18 protein-coding genes are annotated in these 14,920 nt (G+C 40.0%); 9 read left to right on the forward strand and 9 right to left on the reverse strand.

Going from position 1 to position 14,920, the window contains the following annotated elements; genetic code table 11:
- Positions 1-79: 79 nt before the first annotated feature.
- Together I6F53_RS10095 and dnaQ are read right to left on the reverse strand one after the other, a co-directional pair.
- On the reverse strand, positions 80-1,450 hold the full coding sequence (locus I6F53_RS10095; protein ID WP_197239437.1) for a TIGR03503 family protein: 1,371 nt from the start codon (positions 1,448-1,450) through the stop codon (positions 80-82).
- 9 nt (positions 1,451-1,459) lie between these two features.
- Positions 1,460-2,173, reverse strand: coding sequence for a DNA polymerase III subunit epsilon (gene dnaQ, locus I6F53_RS10100; protein ID WP_007586004.1), 714 nt, complete (start codon positions 2,171-2,173; stop codon positions 1,460-1,462).
- 68 nt (positions 2,174-2,241) lie between these two features.
- Here dnaQ and rnhA point away from each other — a divergent pair, with 68 nt between their 5' ends.
- A complete protein-coding gene (rnhA, locus tag I6F53_RS10105; RefSeq protein WP_165728592.1) occupies positions 2,242-2,706 on the forward strand; it encodes a ribonuclease HI in 465 nt (154 codons plus the stop codon).
- Here rnhA and I6F53_RS10110 read toward each other — a convergent pair.
- Positions 2,703-3,476 (reverse strand): class I SAM-dependent methyltransferase, encoded by a 774-nt coding sequence (locus I6F53_RS10110; protein ID WP_024593678.1) that lies wholly within the window; start codon positions 3,474-3,476, stop codon positions 2,703-2,705. The two genes, rnhA and I6F53_RS10110, sit on opposite strands and share 4 nt — an antisense overlap.
- Before the next feature lie 53 nt (positions 3,477-3,529).
- Here I6F53_RS10110 and gloB point away from each other — a divergent pair, with 53 nt between their 5' ends.
- Both gloB and I6F53_RS10120 read left to right on the forward strand, forming a co-directional pair.
- A complete protein-coding gene (gloB, locus tag I6F53_RS10115; protein WP_197239439.1) occupies positions 3,530-4,303 on the forward strand; it encodes a hydroxyacylglutathione hydrolase in 774 nt (257 codons plus the stop codon).
- A 145-nt stretch (positions 4,304-4,448) separates the two neighbouring features.
- The gene (locus I6F53_RS10120) at positions 4,449-6,029 is read left to right on the forward strand and encodes a LysM peptidoglycan-binding domain-containing protein (protein WP_197239441.1); all 1,581 of its coding nucleotides are present in this window, start codon (positions 4,449-4,451) and stop codon (positions 6,027-6,029) included.
- A 65-nt stretch (positions 6,030-6,094) separates the two neighbouring features.
- Here I6F53_RS10120 and I6F53_RS10125 read toward each other — a convergent pair whose 3' ends face one another.
- Genes I6F53_RS10125 through I6F53_RS10135 form a run of 3 tightly spaced genes read right to left on the reverse strand, consistent with a single transcriptional unit; the run spans position 6,095 to position 7,621 of the window.
- Entirely contained in the window at positions 6,095-6,544 is a 450-nt protein-coding gene (locus tag I6F53_RS10125; protein WP_197176773.1) for a flavodoxin, read from the reverse strand.
- Complete coding sequence (gene truC, locus I6F53_RS10130) at positions 6,544-7,308, reverse strand: tRNA pseudouridine(65) synthase TruC (protein ID WP_197178440.1); 765 nt, start codon at positions 7,306-7,308, stop codon at positions 6,544-6,546. Before truC ends, I6F53_RS10125 begins: the two co-directional genes overlap by 1 nt.
- Positions 7,301-7,621, reverse strand: a complete 321-nt coding sequence (locus I6F53_RS10135; RefSeq protein WP_166420281.1) for a YqcC family protein — start codon at positions 7,619-7,621, stop codon at positions 7,301-7,303. The genes truC and I6F53_RS10135 overlap by 8 nt, the downstream gene beginning before the upstream one ends.
- 104 nt (positions 7,622-7,725) lie before the next feature.
- Here I6F53_RS10135 and I6F53_RS10140 point away from each other — a divergent pair, with 104 nt between their 5' ends.
- Positions 7,726-8,754 (forward strand): DUF3549 family protein, encoded by a 1,029-nt coding sequence (locus tag I6F53_RS10140; RefSeq protein ID WP_197239442.1) that lies wholly within the window; start codon positions 7,726-7,728, stop codon positions 8,752-8,754.
- On the forward strand, positions 8,755-9,054 hold the full coding sequence (locus I6F53_RS10145) for a DUF3301 domain-containing protein (RefSeq protein WP_166420279.1): 300 nt from the start codon (positions 8,755-8,757) through the stop codon (positions 9,052-9,054).
- A gap of 738 nt (positions 9,055-9,792) precedes the next feature.
- On the opposite strand, the gene I6F53_RS10150 is transcribed toward I6F53_RS10145, so the two are convergent.
- Positions 9,793-10,446: a GNAT family N-acetyltransferase gene (locus I6F53_RS10150; protein ID WP_197239443.1), complete on the reverse strand. Its 654-nt coding sequence runs from the start codon at positions 10,444-10,446 to the stop codon at positions 9,793-9,795.
- Positions 10,447-10,586: 140 nt separating this feature from the next.
- Here I6F53_RS10150 and I6F53_RS10155 point away from each other — a divergent pair, with 140 nt between their 5' ends.
- From I6F53_RS10155 to I6F53_RS10165, 3 genes are all read left to right on the forward strand, one after another.
- Positions 10,587-10,823, forward strand: coding sequence for a DUF2789 domain-containing protein (locus I6F53_RS10155; protein WP_166379253.1), 237 nt, complete (start codon positions 10,587-10,589; stop codon positions 10,821-10,823).
- Positions 10,824-10,919: 96 nt separating this feature from the next.
- Positions 10,920-11,186, forward strand: coding sequence for a hypothetical protein (locus I6F53_RS10160; protein WP_165728585.1), 267 nt, complete (start codon positions 10,920-10,922; stop codon positions 11,184-11,186).
- A 13-nt stretch (positions 11,187-11,199) separates the two neighbouring features.
- Positions 11,200-11,973: a Zn-ribbon-containing protein gene (locus I6F53_RS10165; RefSeq protein ID WP_024599765.1), complete on the forward strand. Its 774-nt coding sequence runs from the start codon at positions 11,200-11,202 to the stop codon at positions 11,971-11,973.
- 330 nt (positions 11,974-12,303) lie between these two features.
- Here the strand turns inward: I6F53_RS10165 and syd are convergent, their stop codons facing one another.
- Positions 12,304-12,843 carry a SecY-interacting protein gene (gene syd / locus I6F53_RS10170; protein ID WP_166420277.1) on the reverse strand — a complete coding sequence of 180 codons (540 nt, stop codon included), beginning with the start codon at positions 12,841-12,843 and terminating at the stop codon, positions 12,304-12,306.
- Between the two features lie 59 nt (positions 12,844-12,902).
- On the opposite strand from syd, the gene queF reads away from it, so the two are divergent.
- Positions 12,903-13,748 carry an NADPH-dependent 7-cyano-7-deazaguanine reductase QueF gene (gene queF / locus I6F53_RS10175; protein ID WP_166420276.1) on the forward strand — a complete coding sequence of 282 codons (846 nt, stop codon included), beginning with the start codon at positions 12,903-12,905 and terminating at the stop codon, positions 13,746-13,748.
- Positions 13,749-14,003: 255 nt separating this feature from the next.
- Here queF and I6F53_RS10180 read toward each other — a convergent pair whose 3' ends face one another.
- Positions 14,004-14,909, reverse strand: a complete 906-nt coding sequence (locus I6F53_RS10180) for a peptidylprolyl isomerase (RefSeq protein ID WP_166420275.1) — start codon at positions 14,907-14,909, stop codon at positions 14,004-14,006.
- Positions 14,910-14,920: the final 11 nt, after the last annotated feature.

Below are 14,920 nucleotides of genomic sequence, written 5' to 3' on the forward strand. Positions count from 1 at the left end.
AGGTCTCCCTGACAGCGGCGTGAATAATACGAACCAACCCCTATTTCGTCAAGGGCTTTTTTGTTTTTTTATAGGTTTTTTAGTCATCTGTCATCGAAAGGTTTAAAATTTCACCTGATCTGTCATTTTTTGAGCCATTTTTACCGACTTGATTTTTTTCTGTGTCGGCAACATCACCTTCACTTGTTTTCTTTTTCTTTAAAAAAGGCAGCTTCACTTTAAATTTAATCTGTTTTTTCTGCACAAAAATACGAATTGCTAACCAACCTAGTAATAAAATGAGCGTATTGCAGCCTACAATTAAACTAATAATTGTAGATGTGGCCATTTTTTCTTCAACAGGCTCACTCTCAATCATTTTATCTGGCGTAATAATCGTTGCCGGATCAATTTCGGGCACCGCTTCTATAGGTCGTTCTATCTCAAATTTATACGTTGGTAGCGTTGCCATAAATTCGCGGCCATTAATATTAGTGCCAAAAACAGACAGCTCAACGCTATATCTACCCCAATCATAATTTTTAACACTAAGTTGTCGTGAGTCTTTAGCAGCAGCATCTATGGTAAACATTTGCTCTTCGTTATTAGGGTAATAAATTTTCCCCTGGATGATGACTGTTTCTGGCTTAACAATACTTGGGTCTATATTTATAGTTAACAGATGCTCGTCTGTGTCTTGCTCTGCTAACGCGACCTCGGTTACAAAAGGTGGCTCGTGCACTTCTATTGTATTTTGCACAATGCGACGCTGCAGCAACGGAGTTGCAACGTAAAGCTCTGGTGTCCATTCACCCGCAGGGAAATCTAAAGTAAACTCGCCGGTAAACACACCATCTTTAGGACGCTCGTCAAATCCGCGTCCATCGTCTTTAAATTCAGCGACTTCTTGAATGCCTGCGCCAAAGTTAGCAAAGTTTTCATTGTTGGTACTTACAAAGTCAACATTAAGGCTAACAACATCTCTAAATAGGTTTGTATTAATTGGCTCACCGTCATTGAGTATTTTGCCAGTGATTTTTATTGTCTCCCCTCTAAACAACATTGAAGGAAGAGGCTCTGCCTCAAGAGATATTTCGCCTAATACAACTATTCGGCTGTCGGGCAAAATACTGCCTATAACTTGCCAAGGACCTGCCATTGGTTTTTTTATGGTGACTAAATCGTAGCTGAGTTCGTCAAACCAATCTAAATTAGGGTTTTTAACTGAGTCAGTAGCAAAGTACTTACTGCCATCGGGCCGCACTAAAATAACTGCAGGTGCGCCTGACTTTCTAAAAAAGAGCAGTGTTATTTCATCAATTTTGCTATCTATGCGAAAACGATTATCAAGTAAAGGGATCTCATTTTGATGCCCATCGCGCTTGAGCACTTCTACTTGTTTTACGCCATATGCATTGCCAGTAAATAAACTAGCTGCACACAACGCTGTTACAAAATACATCGTTTTCATTAAATCGCCTTATTCAGCGCGCCATATACATTGGCCGCCTTCTTTGTTTACAAGATCTAATCGTGCTTCGTGTGCGCTTTGCTCAGCGTCGCTTGCTCGCAGAACAACTAATGGGGCTCTATCACTATTTAAACGCTTTATACCGCCCTTCTGTTGCTCGCTGCCATCATCTTTATTTTGATTCAAATTTAGCTTTGTTTGACCGCCCGTCATGGCAAGGTAAACATCGGCTAAAATCTCAGAATCCAGTAGCGCGCCGTGAAGCGTTCGTTTACCGTTATCTACATCGTAACGACGACATAATGCATCAAGATTGTTCTTTTGACCTGGATGCAAGTCACGCGCCATTTTAAGCGTGTCGAGAACTTGACAAAAAGTATCTGTTTTAGGGTAGCCCTGATTAAGCAGCGCAAATTCGTTATCCATATGACCAACATCGAACGGGGCGTTATGAATAACTAACTCTGCCCCTTCAATATAGTCGAAAAACTCTTGGGCAATTTGATGAAACAACGGTTTATCACGTAAAAATTCGTTAGTGATACCGTGAACGTCGATTGCTTCTTCTTCGCTTGGGCGTTGTGGGTTTATATAAACGTGAAAGTTATTGCCTGTTAAGCGGCGATTTACTAACTCCACACACCCAATTTCTATAATACGGTGCCCTTGTTTAGGGTCTATGCCGGTGGTTTCTGTATCTAAAACTATTTGTCTACGTGCCATATCGAATTTAGCCTGATTCTGGTATCTTTCTATAATCACTTTATTGTACATAAGATCAAGGTAAAACAGTGCAAAAAACCGTAGAGATTTACACCGATGGCTCATGTTTAGGTAATCCAGGCCCCGGCGGTTATGGTATTTTTATGATTTATAACGGCCACGAAAAAGAAATGAGCCAAGGTTATAAACTCACAACTAATAACCGAATGGAAATGCTCGCGGCTATTGTAGCCCTAGAATCACTCACTCGAGAATGTGAAGTAAACCTAACAACCGATAGCCAATATGTTAAGCAAGGTATTGAATCGTGGATCACTAACTGGAAAAAACGTGGCTGGTTAACATCAGCTAAAAAGCCGGTTAAAAACGTCGATTTATGGAAACGCCTAGATAAAGCCTGTAGCGAGCACAAGGTGACTTGGAAATGGGTTAAAGGGCATAGCGGCCATAAGTACAACGAAATAGTTGACGATTTAGCACGCGATGCCGCTGGCAGTAAAGATTTACTAGAAGATGTAGGCTATCAGCCTTAACGATTATTTTCTTGGTCGCACGTTTTGTAATGCTGCTTAGAGGTTTGTCTAAGCCCTGCCCCTTTTACTGGTGCAAACTGCGGCCTTGCATGCCACTTAGGTTTTATTGGCGTAAGTGGCGCAACCCTTTTTCGTGCCACCAGCATATAAACACTGCCCATCGGTTTTAAATACTGCTTAGCAAAGGTACGCCAAAACTCAAATCTTGATAGCCTATTGCCTCTTGCCAATGATGAATAAATAAAACGTTCATCACTTACAATTTCAAAGCCAAGTAAGTTTAGCCAGTCTTTAACTCGCGCGGGTGTAAAAAAGCGCCCTGTCCACGGTAATTTCTGACCACTAAAGGGCAACATTTGTGCAAGTCCGCACAAACTAAACGGATTAAAGCCAGTCACTACTATATAACCACCCGGAATGAGCGTGCGATGCGCTTCGCGTAAAATGTGATGAGGGTCTGAATGATACTCTAAGCAGTGGCTTAGTATGCAGGCATCAATACTGTGCTCGTAAAATGGCAGTTCATCTATGTCAGCCACTACGCCTGTATAAGGCCCAGGCTCTGCAACACACACTTGATGTTTAATCGTACTTATACTTGTGTTTAATTCGCCACTTAAATTACCCAATTTAAGCATATGATAGCCAAACATACGCGGCAGCCATTGCTCCATCTTTCGTTCGATGTCTGTGCGCAAATAATCCCCATGAGGAAACTGCTGCCACGACAGTGGTTTGGGTCCTTCTTGAAAACTAAGGGCTGGTTTCATTTTTTGAGCTCGTTATACTATGTGTTAACTGTCACTTTATAGAGCAATTTACCATGGTGCAAGTCAAAGCAATTAAAGCCTTTTCTGATAATTACATTTGGTGTTTAACTACCGATAACAGTAACCAAGCATGGGTAGTCGATCCTGGCCAAGCACAGAACGTATTAGCGCATTTAGCTGAGCATAACCTAACGCTCGGTGGTATTTTAATTACGCATCATCACTACGATCATACCGATGGCGTAGCTGCATTAGTTGACGCTTATCCAAATATATTGGTTTATGGCCCTGCTAATAGCCCATTTAAAGGTATCACTCATTCACTTACTGATGGTCAGAGCATTAACGTACTTAATGTTAACTTTACTATTTTAGCAACTCCTGGGCACACGCTTGATCATATTTGTTATACAAATGATGAACTTGCTTTTACAGGCGATACATTGTTTAGCGGTGGGTGTGGGCGCTTATTTGAAGGCACGCCAAAGCAAATGTGGGAATCGTTTAATAAACTAAGAGAGCTGCCTACAAGCTGTAGTGTGTATTGCACGCACGAGTACACACAAGCTAACCTTGCTTTTACAAAAGCAGTTGAACCACGTAACCCTGAGTTACTCGCGTACAGTAAAAAAGTAGATGAATTACGCAGTAATGATCAAATCTCATTACCTACCTCTATTGGACAAGAGCTAAAAATAAATCCATTTATGCGTAGCGACTTGCCAACCATTACAGAACTTGTCCCGGAGAAATTTATCTCGGTTACAAAAAACAATGAACCTTGGGGAAACTTTGCTAGTCTGAGACAGTTCAAAGACAATTTTTAAGACATAGGTTTAAAAATCAATTAGAATCATTAACTTAAATTAAAGTGATGATTCTATCCCTGCGTTTAAAAAAGTCATTAAGTGGCAATGTTAACTCATAACAGGTAGTATTCGCCGAGTTTTTTTACCCGATGTATTGGTATTTATGAATAAATCTCCCCTATTAGTAGCCTTGGCGTTAGCGCTAAGTGGTTGTCAAACTATGACAACTCTAGACTCAGACTCTCAAGTCGCCACGCAAGCAAATCAGCAACTCGAAGGCGCAAGTCCAAACGACATTAACAATGCATTGATGGTAAACGCACAATATCAACAAGTTGACCCCGACGAGCAAGAAGCCCCTGTATTTGATGATGTATGGGAGCGAATTCGCTACCAACTTTCTATCGAAATACCACAAAACCGCCCTGTTGTTACCGAGCGTAATTATTACGCTCGCCACCAAAGTTACTTAGATCGTATTTCTAAACGTGCAGAACCTTACTTACACTTTATTGTTGAAGAAGTAGAAAAGCGCGAGATGCCAATAGAAATTGCCCTACTCCCTATTGTAGAAAGCGCATTTGACCCATTTGGTTATTCTAATCGCAGCGCATCGGGGATTTGGCAGTTTATGCCTGCAACCGGTGAACGATTCGATTTAAAGCAAAACTGGTGGTACGACGGTCGTCGCGACATAGTGCAGTCGACTCGTGCAGCACTTGATTACTTGTCGTATTTACATAAAACACTTGACGGCGATTGGCTAAATGCAATTGCGGCTTACAACTCAGGTGAAGGGCGTTTAATGCGCGCGATTAAAAATAATCGTAAAAAGCATTTACCTACCGATTTCTGGTCTCTTGATTTACCAAGTGAAACAACAGCCTACGTACCAAAGTTGTTAGCACTTGCCGATTTATTAAAACGCTCAGATGATTTTAACGTTACTTGGCAACCAGTGATTAATGCACAAGTGGTTGAAGTGGTTGATGTTGGCTCGCAAATAGATTTAGCACTTGCCGCTGACATGGCCGATATGACGCTGACTGAGCTATACAGATTAAACCCCGGTTTTAATCGCTGGGCAACTGATCCTAACGGACCACACTCTTTATTATTGCCCGTTGACAAAGCAGAGAAATTTAGCCAAAAACTAGCAAACACCGATGTTAAAAATAGATTACGCTGGCAACGTTATATTGTGGCTCGAGGTGACAGCTTATCAGTAATTGCCAAAAAGTTTACAACTAGCTCAAGTGCAATCCGATCGCTTAATAAACTCAAATCAAATACGATTAAAGTAGGCCAAGAATTATTAGTCCCCCTTACTGATGGCGCTATAAATAGCGAACATTTACCAAAGCAAATGCGCTTAGCTGCTAATAAAGCAACTCGCACAAAGCTTTCGCACACAGTTAAAAGTGGCGATACGTTATGGGACATTAGCCGTGAATATGACGTAACTATGGATGAGTTAGCTAAATGGAATAAGCTAAAGAAAAACTCTGTACTGCGCCTAAATCAAAAACTAACTGTGTATAAGTCAGCTAATAAACCACAAGCGACGGCAAGCACCAACCGTACTATTACGTATAAAGTACGCCGAGGAGATTCACTGGCACGTATTGCGTCTAAGTTTAATCTGAGCGTTAACGAAATTATTAAGTGGAATAATTTAGCAGGCCAAAAATACTTACAACCTGGCCAAAAGCTAAAACTTAAAGTAGATGTTAGAAGTAGTTAATTTATAAAGCTATAAAAGCAAAAAGGAGCGCATGCGCTCCTTTTTTAATACCTTAAAGTTAAGGATTAAGCAGGTAGTTTTTCTAGCCATACTTTTAACCAAGGCTCGGTTACTGGCCATGGTTCAAAATCTTCACATGCATCTATTTCTAGGCGGTTGCCCACAGGCTTTGCTTGTAAATCGCGTAGTAACTCGTCAAAGCTACGTCCTGCTCCACAAAATGTATCGCCGTAACATCTGTCACCCATTGCAATTACACCAAATGGTTTATCGGTAAGCATTGGGAAAGTGCTATTCATAGCAAAATACAACCCGGCCAAATTACTCGGTACATCACCTTGGCCTGTTGTGGAGGTAACGATTAAAATATGCGATGCATTTTTTATATCATCAAGCGATGCTTCAGTAATTACTGTTGCAGTATGACCCGCTTGCTCAATTGTGCTTGCTACTTCATCGCTTAAACGCTCTGCACCGCCATTAACGCTGCCTACAAAAATACTTATATGTGCCATTAATAATCCTTTTCTTGCTCTGGCCAACCTAGCTGCTTACATATTTTAAGCATGTCTTCACCTAGTGGCGCTTTAATTGTTATTGATTCATTACTATAAGGGTGCACAAAACTAAGCTCTGTTGCAAATAACATTAGTCGCCTTAGCTCAAAATGCTCTCTAAAAAATTGATTATGCTGGTTATCACCGTGATTTACATCACCAATAATTGGCAGTGATAAGTGCTTTAAGTGCCTGCGAATTTGATGCTTGCGCCCTGTTTTTGGAAAACACTCCACTAACGAATAACGCACTGTTGGATATTTACCAATAGGAATAGGCAATGCAGCTTGGTGCAAGCAATTAAACTGAGTTTGCGCTTCTTGCGGTGCTTTATCTTGATCGGCAAACTTATCGGCTATTTTATCAAGTTCTTCTTTAAGCGGTTTATCTAAAAATACCGACTCTGGTGCAAAACCACGCACTAAGGCCAAATAGCGCTTAGCAATAGTGCCTTCAATAAATAGCTGGTTCATATCGCGAGCAGCCTCTGAGCTCAGCGCAAACAGCAATACGCCCGACGTAGGTCTATCGAGCCTGTGTACTGGAAATACATGCTGCCCTAGTTGGTCGCGCAACATTTGCATGGCAAACTGGGTTTCGTGTTTATCTAAAAACGAGCGATGCACTAATAAACCTGAAGGCTTATTTATAGCCACATAGTTTTCATCTTGATACAAAATAGTCAGCTCGCCATATTCAATAGGCGCTGGACGCTCACTCATTTGGTTCTCCTAAAAAGGTATCAAGGGCGGTTAGTAATTCAATAATTTCAGCACTTCCTGCTTTATTAACAAGCGTCATTTGCGCCATAGGCGCAATAGCAAAGTTACGTGGCAATGGTTGCTTATGCGTTATTAACTGCTGTATTTTTTCAATAAATACAAATTGTAACCATTGCTCAAACGCCATTGTGTCGTGACAAAAAGGTGTGCTTGAAAGCAGTGCTTCAGCGTCTACTGGCTCACTTTGCCAAAGCGCGTGTTTTTGTAAAAGTGCCGTTAGCTGCACTAAATAAGTTTGGGTTTGCTGGTACATAACCACCCTCTTTTATATATGTAATGCAATTATACCCTGTTCCCTCATAGGCGGCTATGGCGTATAATTGACGTAATTTTGCAGTAAAAACAGTTGAGAAAACAATGAGCGAACACATAGCTACATTAGGTCAGCTTTTAGATGGTGCGGGTACCCAGTGGCGTGCTTTTGATATTGGCAGGCACATAACAAAGCTTGATAAAAAACAATTTTTAGCTATTGAGCAAGCTCAAGTGCCTTACCCTTACCCACTTGCAGGGCATGCTTGGCTGGCTATTCAATTTTGGGATACTAAGGCCAGTAAAGAACCGTATGTATGGTTTTTAAAGTTTCCGCTTGATGAACAAAGTATACTAGTAAGTGCAAGTCGCGATCATTTTGCTGATATGATTATTCAAGCGCTAGGTACTGAAATTACAGGTGAGCAAGCTGATGGCAAGCTTGATAATAATCCCTATGTTTTTACGCCAAACGCAAATAAATTAGCGGCATTTAACGCTCAAGTAAAAGTACTACTAAAACAACCCGCATCACAGTATTACGAGCATGCTCAGCTTTACTTTAGCGGTAAAATTGGTTTTGATAATTGGCAAAGTGTTGCACTACAGGGTATTGCCGATTTTGCACTACGCTTAAACAACGATACAAACTTAAGTAATCTGCAAAAAGCATGGGCGCATTTACCTATTGAAGTACTGCAACCACTCAGCGCTATGCTTGAACACGTTGAAATACCAACATCAATGAGTGAGTTACTTGTTGATTACACGCAGGCTGCAATTAGTAACAACGACACAGTGGCTATAACAGCAGCACTAAGATCTGCATCAAAAGGTCAAGCTCAAGGGCTATGCGCTCAATTAGTTGATACTGTATTAAGCTCAACATTGGGACAAGATTCTGATGTATTATTAACAATAGCTGGGCGTTGTTTTAAGCAATTAGAAAACCCTGAACGCTTACATGTATTTATGGATAATTGCGCGCACCATCAAAAAATTGATGAGTTGTTTCCAAGTATTTTTGCTGACTTAGTTGCAATACCGACTATTCGCCCGCATTTATTAGGCTTATTACGTAAAGAAAATCGTAGCGAAACCCTCGCGCGTGCAATTGGAAGGTTATTCTCTTAAATGGCAAGTTTATGGACGTTCATACTTATTGGTAGTGTAATTTACTTATTTTGGCTTAACCGAAAGGTTGCTGAAGCGGCGAATGTTCATGCTAAACGCCAAAGTGAGCAGTTACAAGTGCAGTTGATGAGCGTTGCATGTGCTAAACGCCGCTTTGGTTTTTTAAAGAGCGGCAAGCCAGGCATCAAAAGCGAATTTATATTTGAGTTTTCAAGCGATGGTGAAAATGCTTATCAAGGTGTGTTAATTATGGAAAATGAGTTTTTGAAAAGTGTGGTTGTTCCGCCGCATAAAATATAAAGCTTATACCTTAAGGGAGTTTGTTTTGATTTAGTAAAAATTAATTTAATACAAAAAACTAAGGCGTAACTAAAGTTACGCCCCAATTGGACTGCATCCTGCTAGATATCCATTATCTTAAATCCGTATTATCATCCCCTGAACGAGTAAACAACCTTGTTTACCCTCACATTGCATCCTGCAATATCCATAGCCATCTTGGCAAACCCACGAAATCTATCGTTTGGCTACATACCGTAGCATCATCCTTGGTAATCCTTTTAAGTAGCTCCTGCCACTTTTGCATCCTGCAATGTCCACTTGCCATCTTGGCCGTCCTACGTAAACTAACGCTCCTGCTACTTCCTGTAGCGTCATCCGTGATTATCCTAAAGTAACTCCTAGTTACTAAGTGCTTCATGCACTTCCTTATTCTTCCTTGTATCCGTTTTAACTTGTCCTTTATGCTTCCTGCTAGCGTCTGCTATGTTGCCTATTCCGTATCCTTGGCAGTAACTCAATCATTGAGCTATGTTGTCTTGACAAAGTGAAGTTTAAAGCAATTGGGGGGGAGTAATAGGACTTAACATTAAATAAATAAACGTCACAAAAATGAAATTAAAAAATAAATAATAAATAACAATAACTTAAATATAAAACGGCTACTTATTAGTAGCCTTTAACTGACAATGCTCACGGCAATGTAAGATATATCTCACGGTCTTATGTCCGTTTGGGCGCATTGGCTTACAGCATAATTTAAATAGTTGGCTCAATTATTGATTTAAACAGTAACTCGCCCTCTACTTGATTAAAAGTAAGGTGTTTAAATGACTCAAATTTTTCAGTTTTAAAAAACTCAGTGTGTTCTTTTCGCGTTACAAATACAGCCATCCCCGTTGACTCCGCATTACATTTAACTAAATCATCAAGCCCCCTTAATAAGTAACGACCAAACCCTTGTCCATGAAAATGTGGATCTACGGCAATAAAAGCTAAAAAGTAGTAATTGCCTTTCTCTTTAAGGGCATCTCTAATTGTTTGTTCTTTATCTATTAATTGATTTGTTTGTAAATAGCCCGCACTCAGCATCAACTTTAAACGCCAGTGCCAATAACGCTGCGCTTGAAGCTGGCTATTAGATTCAAATACACAGGCTACTGCTTTTAATTTATCGTTACGGTATAAACCAATTAATGGCTGTTTTTCTTGCCAAAAGCTACTAAGTTCTTCGCGAATTAATGATCGTAATTTTTTTTCGTAAACTGATTTATTTTCGTCATTGTAGCTAAGCATTTTTTGTAATACAGGATCGTCATGATAGGCCTGATAAATTAGGCTTGCTGCAGTGCTAATATCTTCTGCGGCTAAATACTGTACGCTGAACGTATCAGCAGGCGTGGTTACACTCATTGTATTTCCTTGATTATTTTAGCTATAGGCTATTTAACTATATACCTAAAATTATTAACCGTAAATTCAGCGAGAGTTTAACTAGCTAGGAGTACAGTTAATCCCTAGTATGGGCTTTTAATCATTTAAGGAGCAATATCATGGATACGACTAAACACGACATCAATACACTATTTGCACAGCTTGGATTACCCAATTCAGACGATCAAATAGATACATTTATTGCCTCACATGAATTAGAAGACACAACACTACTCCAAGAAGCGCCTTTTTGGGATGAAGCGCAACAGCACTTTTTAGCTGAATCGCTTGCTGAGGATGGTGATTGGAGTGAAGTAATTGACGAATTAGACGTGCGCCTTCGTCAAAGTAAGTAACTTTATTTAATGTACCCTCCCTTATTTATTGCTAACATAGCATCTGCGCAGCATTTATATGCTGCGTATTTATTTTATTAAAGAGTTATATATCTAATGAATTCAGTTGTATTTGATGCAATTAAAGTCCTTCTTGATGAAGGCAAAACCCCTACTGTAGCACTAACTAAAAGCCGTTTGGCACAACCGGTTCCTATGCCGATGATTATTGCAGCAGTAAGCCAATATAAAAATAACCCTGATTCAATTAATAACTTCATGAGAAACCCACAGCAGTCAGATAATACTGAGCTTAAAACGAGTCAATTAGATAGAATTGAGCAAAAGCTCGATAAACTTCTTGCGCTGCTAGAACAAAAATAATTTGAGACTATAAATGTTCGTTGTTGATTTAACTTTTGATTGCTACCAAGACACCACCCTAGAACAAGCCGAACAGGCAATAAACCGCTTAGTAAATGCACTGCGTTTTAATGGTCAAATAATGGGTGAAGAATTTCCAACCGTTTTAAAAGACGGCTTTTTTATTACCCGTGTTATGTGCCCGACCGAAGATGCAATGCACCCGCTAAATAACAGCCCGTTTGTTAAGCACAGTATCGAAAAGTTACATAGTGCTGGATTACTTGCGCCTAAAGTAAAAGTGATTGGACAAGATATACATTCCAACGGGGCTGATTGCTGTAAAGAACCATCAAGTTATATTTTATACACAACCTATGTGCATACGTGTAGCCCACTTTATTGTGGTGATGATTTTTTGCCTGTGCCGCTATTTCGTATTCCGGCAATTGCTAATGGTGACTACAAAACACTGATTAAATGGCAAGAAGATTGGCAAGCCTGCGATCAAATTCAAATTAACGGCGCAACCCGTTGTGAGTTTCCGGCACTTGAAGAAATATCGAGTATTAAAAGCGATTTATACAGACGCGGAAAAGACATAACAAAGCGAATTAGTTTTTTAACCAAAAAACCAACTTACTATTACTTATACCGTGTAGGCGGCGTAGATAAAGCGTCTGAGCTTGAACGAAAATGCCCTAGCTGCAATGGCGATTGGAAATTACCTGAATCGTGGTTTGGGTTATTCGACTTTAGATGTGAGCCATGTGGCTTAGTGTCTAATATATCGTGGGATTTTCAGTAACCATTGGGGCGTGTTGACCTTTGTGGATTGAAATTTGTTCAATCTAGAGACGATTTAATCGCGGCGCGAGGTTTGTAACCTAGTGGGCTAAGTAAAAACCGAGCAACAAAGAGTAAATCGTCCCTAGAAAGAACCCAAAGGGCAGCGCATGTTTGGCATTTATGCTTCGTTATCGCCTATTTATGGGGAATAACCACACTACATAGGCTCTGCCTTGCCTAAAAACCAAACATACAGCTGCAAAATCAATCACGAAAGGTCAACACGCCCTAGTAATGAGCGCTTAAAATCAGCTTAGTGATAGCGCTAAGCTGATTTATTAAATGCGTTTTAAACCTCTAATGCCTTTAAAAAAGCATTAATGTTGGGAGCAAGTACATGGTGTGTGTTTTTGCCTACATGCTCTAAACATACTTCTCCAGAGTGCACCAATACACTTACTAGTAAATCATCTTTATCTGTTAACCCAATAAATACCGTTTCTGGCTGCTTGAGCTTGCGTTTCATTAAAACGTGACCCGTTATATTTTGTTGCAGCATGTCAAAGTCGTCACTATTCCACGCCTGTAGTAATTCAACTTGATGCCCATCAATCACAGCTAAAATACTTCCACCGTACATATGCCCATATAACTCGCTAAGCTCTTTTGGAAATTCAAGCTCAAGTGCATTGGCTAAATCACTCAGTGAACCTGCTGGTTGCTGGTGCGCCCCCTGCCATTGAATGTTTCCTTGCTCGTCAACCTTGCCAACTTCTGATGGGCTTGGCCATTGCTCGTCGTGCGCTATAAGTGGGTACTTTGCGGTGTTTTTAAGGGTCTTTTCGCTAAATTTTTGATGAAGTTGTTCTATAAGCAATGCAACAGACATACTGTGAAACTCATTTAAATTAGATATAATGTCCCTATTGTAACTATTTAAGAGCAAACATGACAGATTACAGCAATTCTCCAGACCTTAAAGGTAGCGTATTAGGCAAATCTACTGAGTATGTAGATGTGTACACGCCAAGCTTGCTTTTCCCTATTGCGCGCAAACTAAATCGTGATGCTTTAAATATTGACGAAGCAGAGCTGCCATTTAAAGGCCAAGATATTTGGACTGGTTACGAGCTTTCATGGCTAAACAATAAGGGTAAACCGCAAGTTGCCGTGGCCTTATTTACCTTTGAATGCCAAAGCAGCCATATTATTGAGTCAAAGTCGTTTAAACTTTATTTAAATAGCTTTAATCAAACCCGATTTGAAAGCATTGATGTAGTAAAACAGCATCTAATTGATGATTTATCAAACGCGGTTAACAGCTCTGTCAAAGTGACTTTATACAATCCTGATGATTACAATTGCTTACCGTGTACGGCGCTGCCAGGTGAATGTATTGATGATTTAGATATTGAGATTAGTAATTACGATATTGATGCTAATTCACTTAAAGCAAAAAGTGATGACGTAGTAACAGAAACGCTCTACAGCCATTTACTTAAATCGAACTGTTTAATTACCTCCCAGCCTGATTGGGCAAGTGTGATTATACGGTACACTGGCGAGCAAATATGTCGCGAGTCGTTACTGCGTTATTTAATTTCGTTCAGAACGCATAACGAATTTCATGAGCAATGTGTTGAGCGTATTTATAGCGATTTAACAACACAACTTAATATTAAAGAGTTAGAGGTTTACGCGCGTTATACTCGTCGCGGTGGGCTTGATATAAACCCGTATCGCTCTACGCATTATAACGATACACCATTTGCAGTTAAAATTAATCGTCAGTAGATTATTTTAAACTGGAATATAAGTATTGAAAAAGGAGCCTAGGCTCCTTTTCTATTTGTATATTTAATTAATACCAATTCGCTTAATTAAGTGAGCTATTTTGAGGCTGGGAAAACGTGTTGATAGCTAGGCAAAAAATTCGCTATTTAGTTGTTCTCGGCAATTGCTCCTGCATTGCTCTACCTTCTGCATCCATGCAGTCGTAAATGAGAATCTTTTAACGCAGGTAGCGACACGTTTAGCCCCGTAAAATGATTAAGTATTATTGCGGATTGGTATAACTTCGCGCTTAGTGGGTATGGGCATACCACACACATCAACGTAATTATGTGCTTTAACAAACCAGGGCTCATTACGGTTTTTACGAGCACTGATTAAGTTTTTAAACACCGGTGAGTTTGTTTTCATCACTTTAAATATACTTTTATCGCTTTGTACATCGCCAAGCACCTGTATATTGGTAATTGGGTTAAATGCCTTACCTTCAGTTGGTGTGCGCGCTAAACGGTTAAAATGCTCTATACCCTCTAACACTCGACCAAACACCGTAATGTTTTTATCAAGGTAGCGCGGGCCTTGCCCTATCGTTACAAAAAACTCCGTGCTCGCACTATTTATATCGTTATCGCGCGCCATGGCAAACACACCACTACAATGCACTTGCCATGTTTGTGTATGTGCTGAGTTTTGAGCTACTGCAAAGCCGTTTAAAAAGCCGGTAACTGGCGCATATCCGTCACCATTTAACTCAGTAATTAAAAGGGGTTTGTTTGTTGTTAAATAAAACTCAGCTGGAACTGTTTTATCTGCAGTTTTAATTAACTTTTTACCCGAACTGTCGCCACCTTGAGCCACAAAACCTTCAACAAATCGATACACACTAGTATTTTTATAAAACCCTTCTCGCGCTAACTTTTTAATGTTTTGAACGTGCTTTGGGGCAAGCTGTTCATTAAGCTCAATGTACGCATCGCCCGTTGGCAGCGTTATCTTTAAAATATTTTTAGCGTTCACTACTCGCCAATCATTATCTGTTGCACTAGCAATTACCTCACTAGCGCTCATTAAAGGTAGCTCTTGATTAGCAACATCATTGCTGAGTTGCTGAGCACACCCGCTTAATAAAACACCAAGCAGAGCTGGCAATATAGTTTTTTTCATCGCCTATATCC

This window comes from Pseudoalteromonas sp. SWN29 (assembly GCF_015864465.1).
In the GTDB taxonomy this organism is placed as follows: Bacteria; Pseudomonadota; Gammaproteobacteria; order Enterobacterales; family Alteromonadaceae; genus Pseudoalteromonas.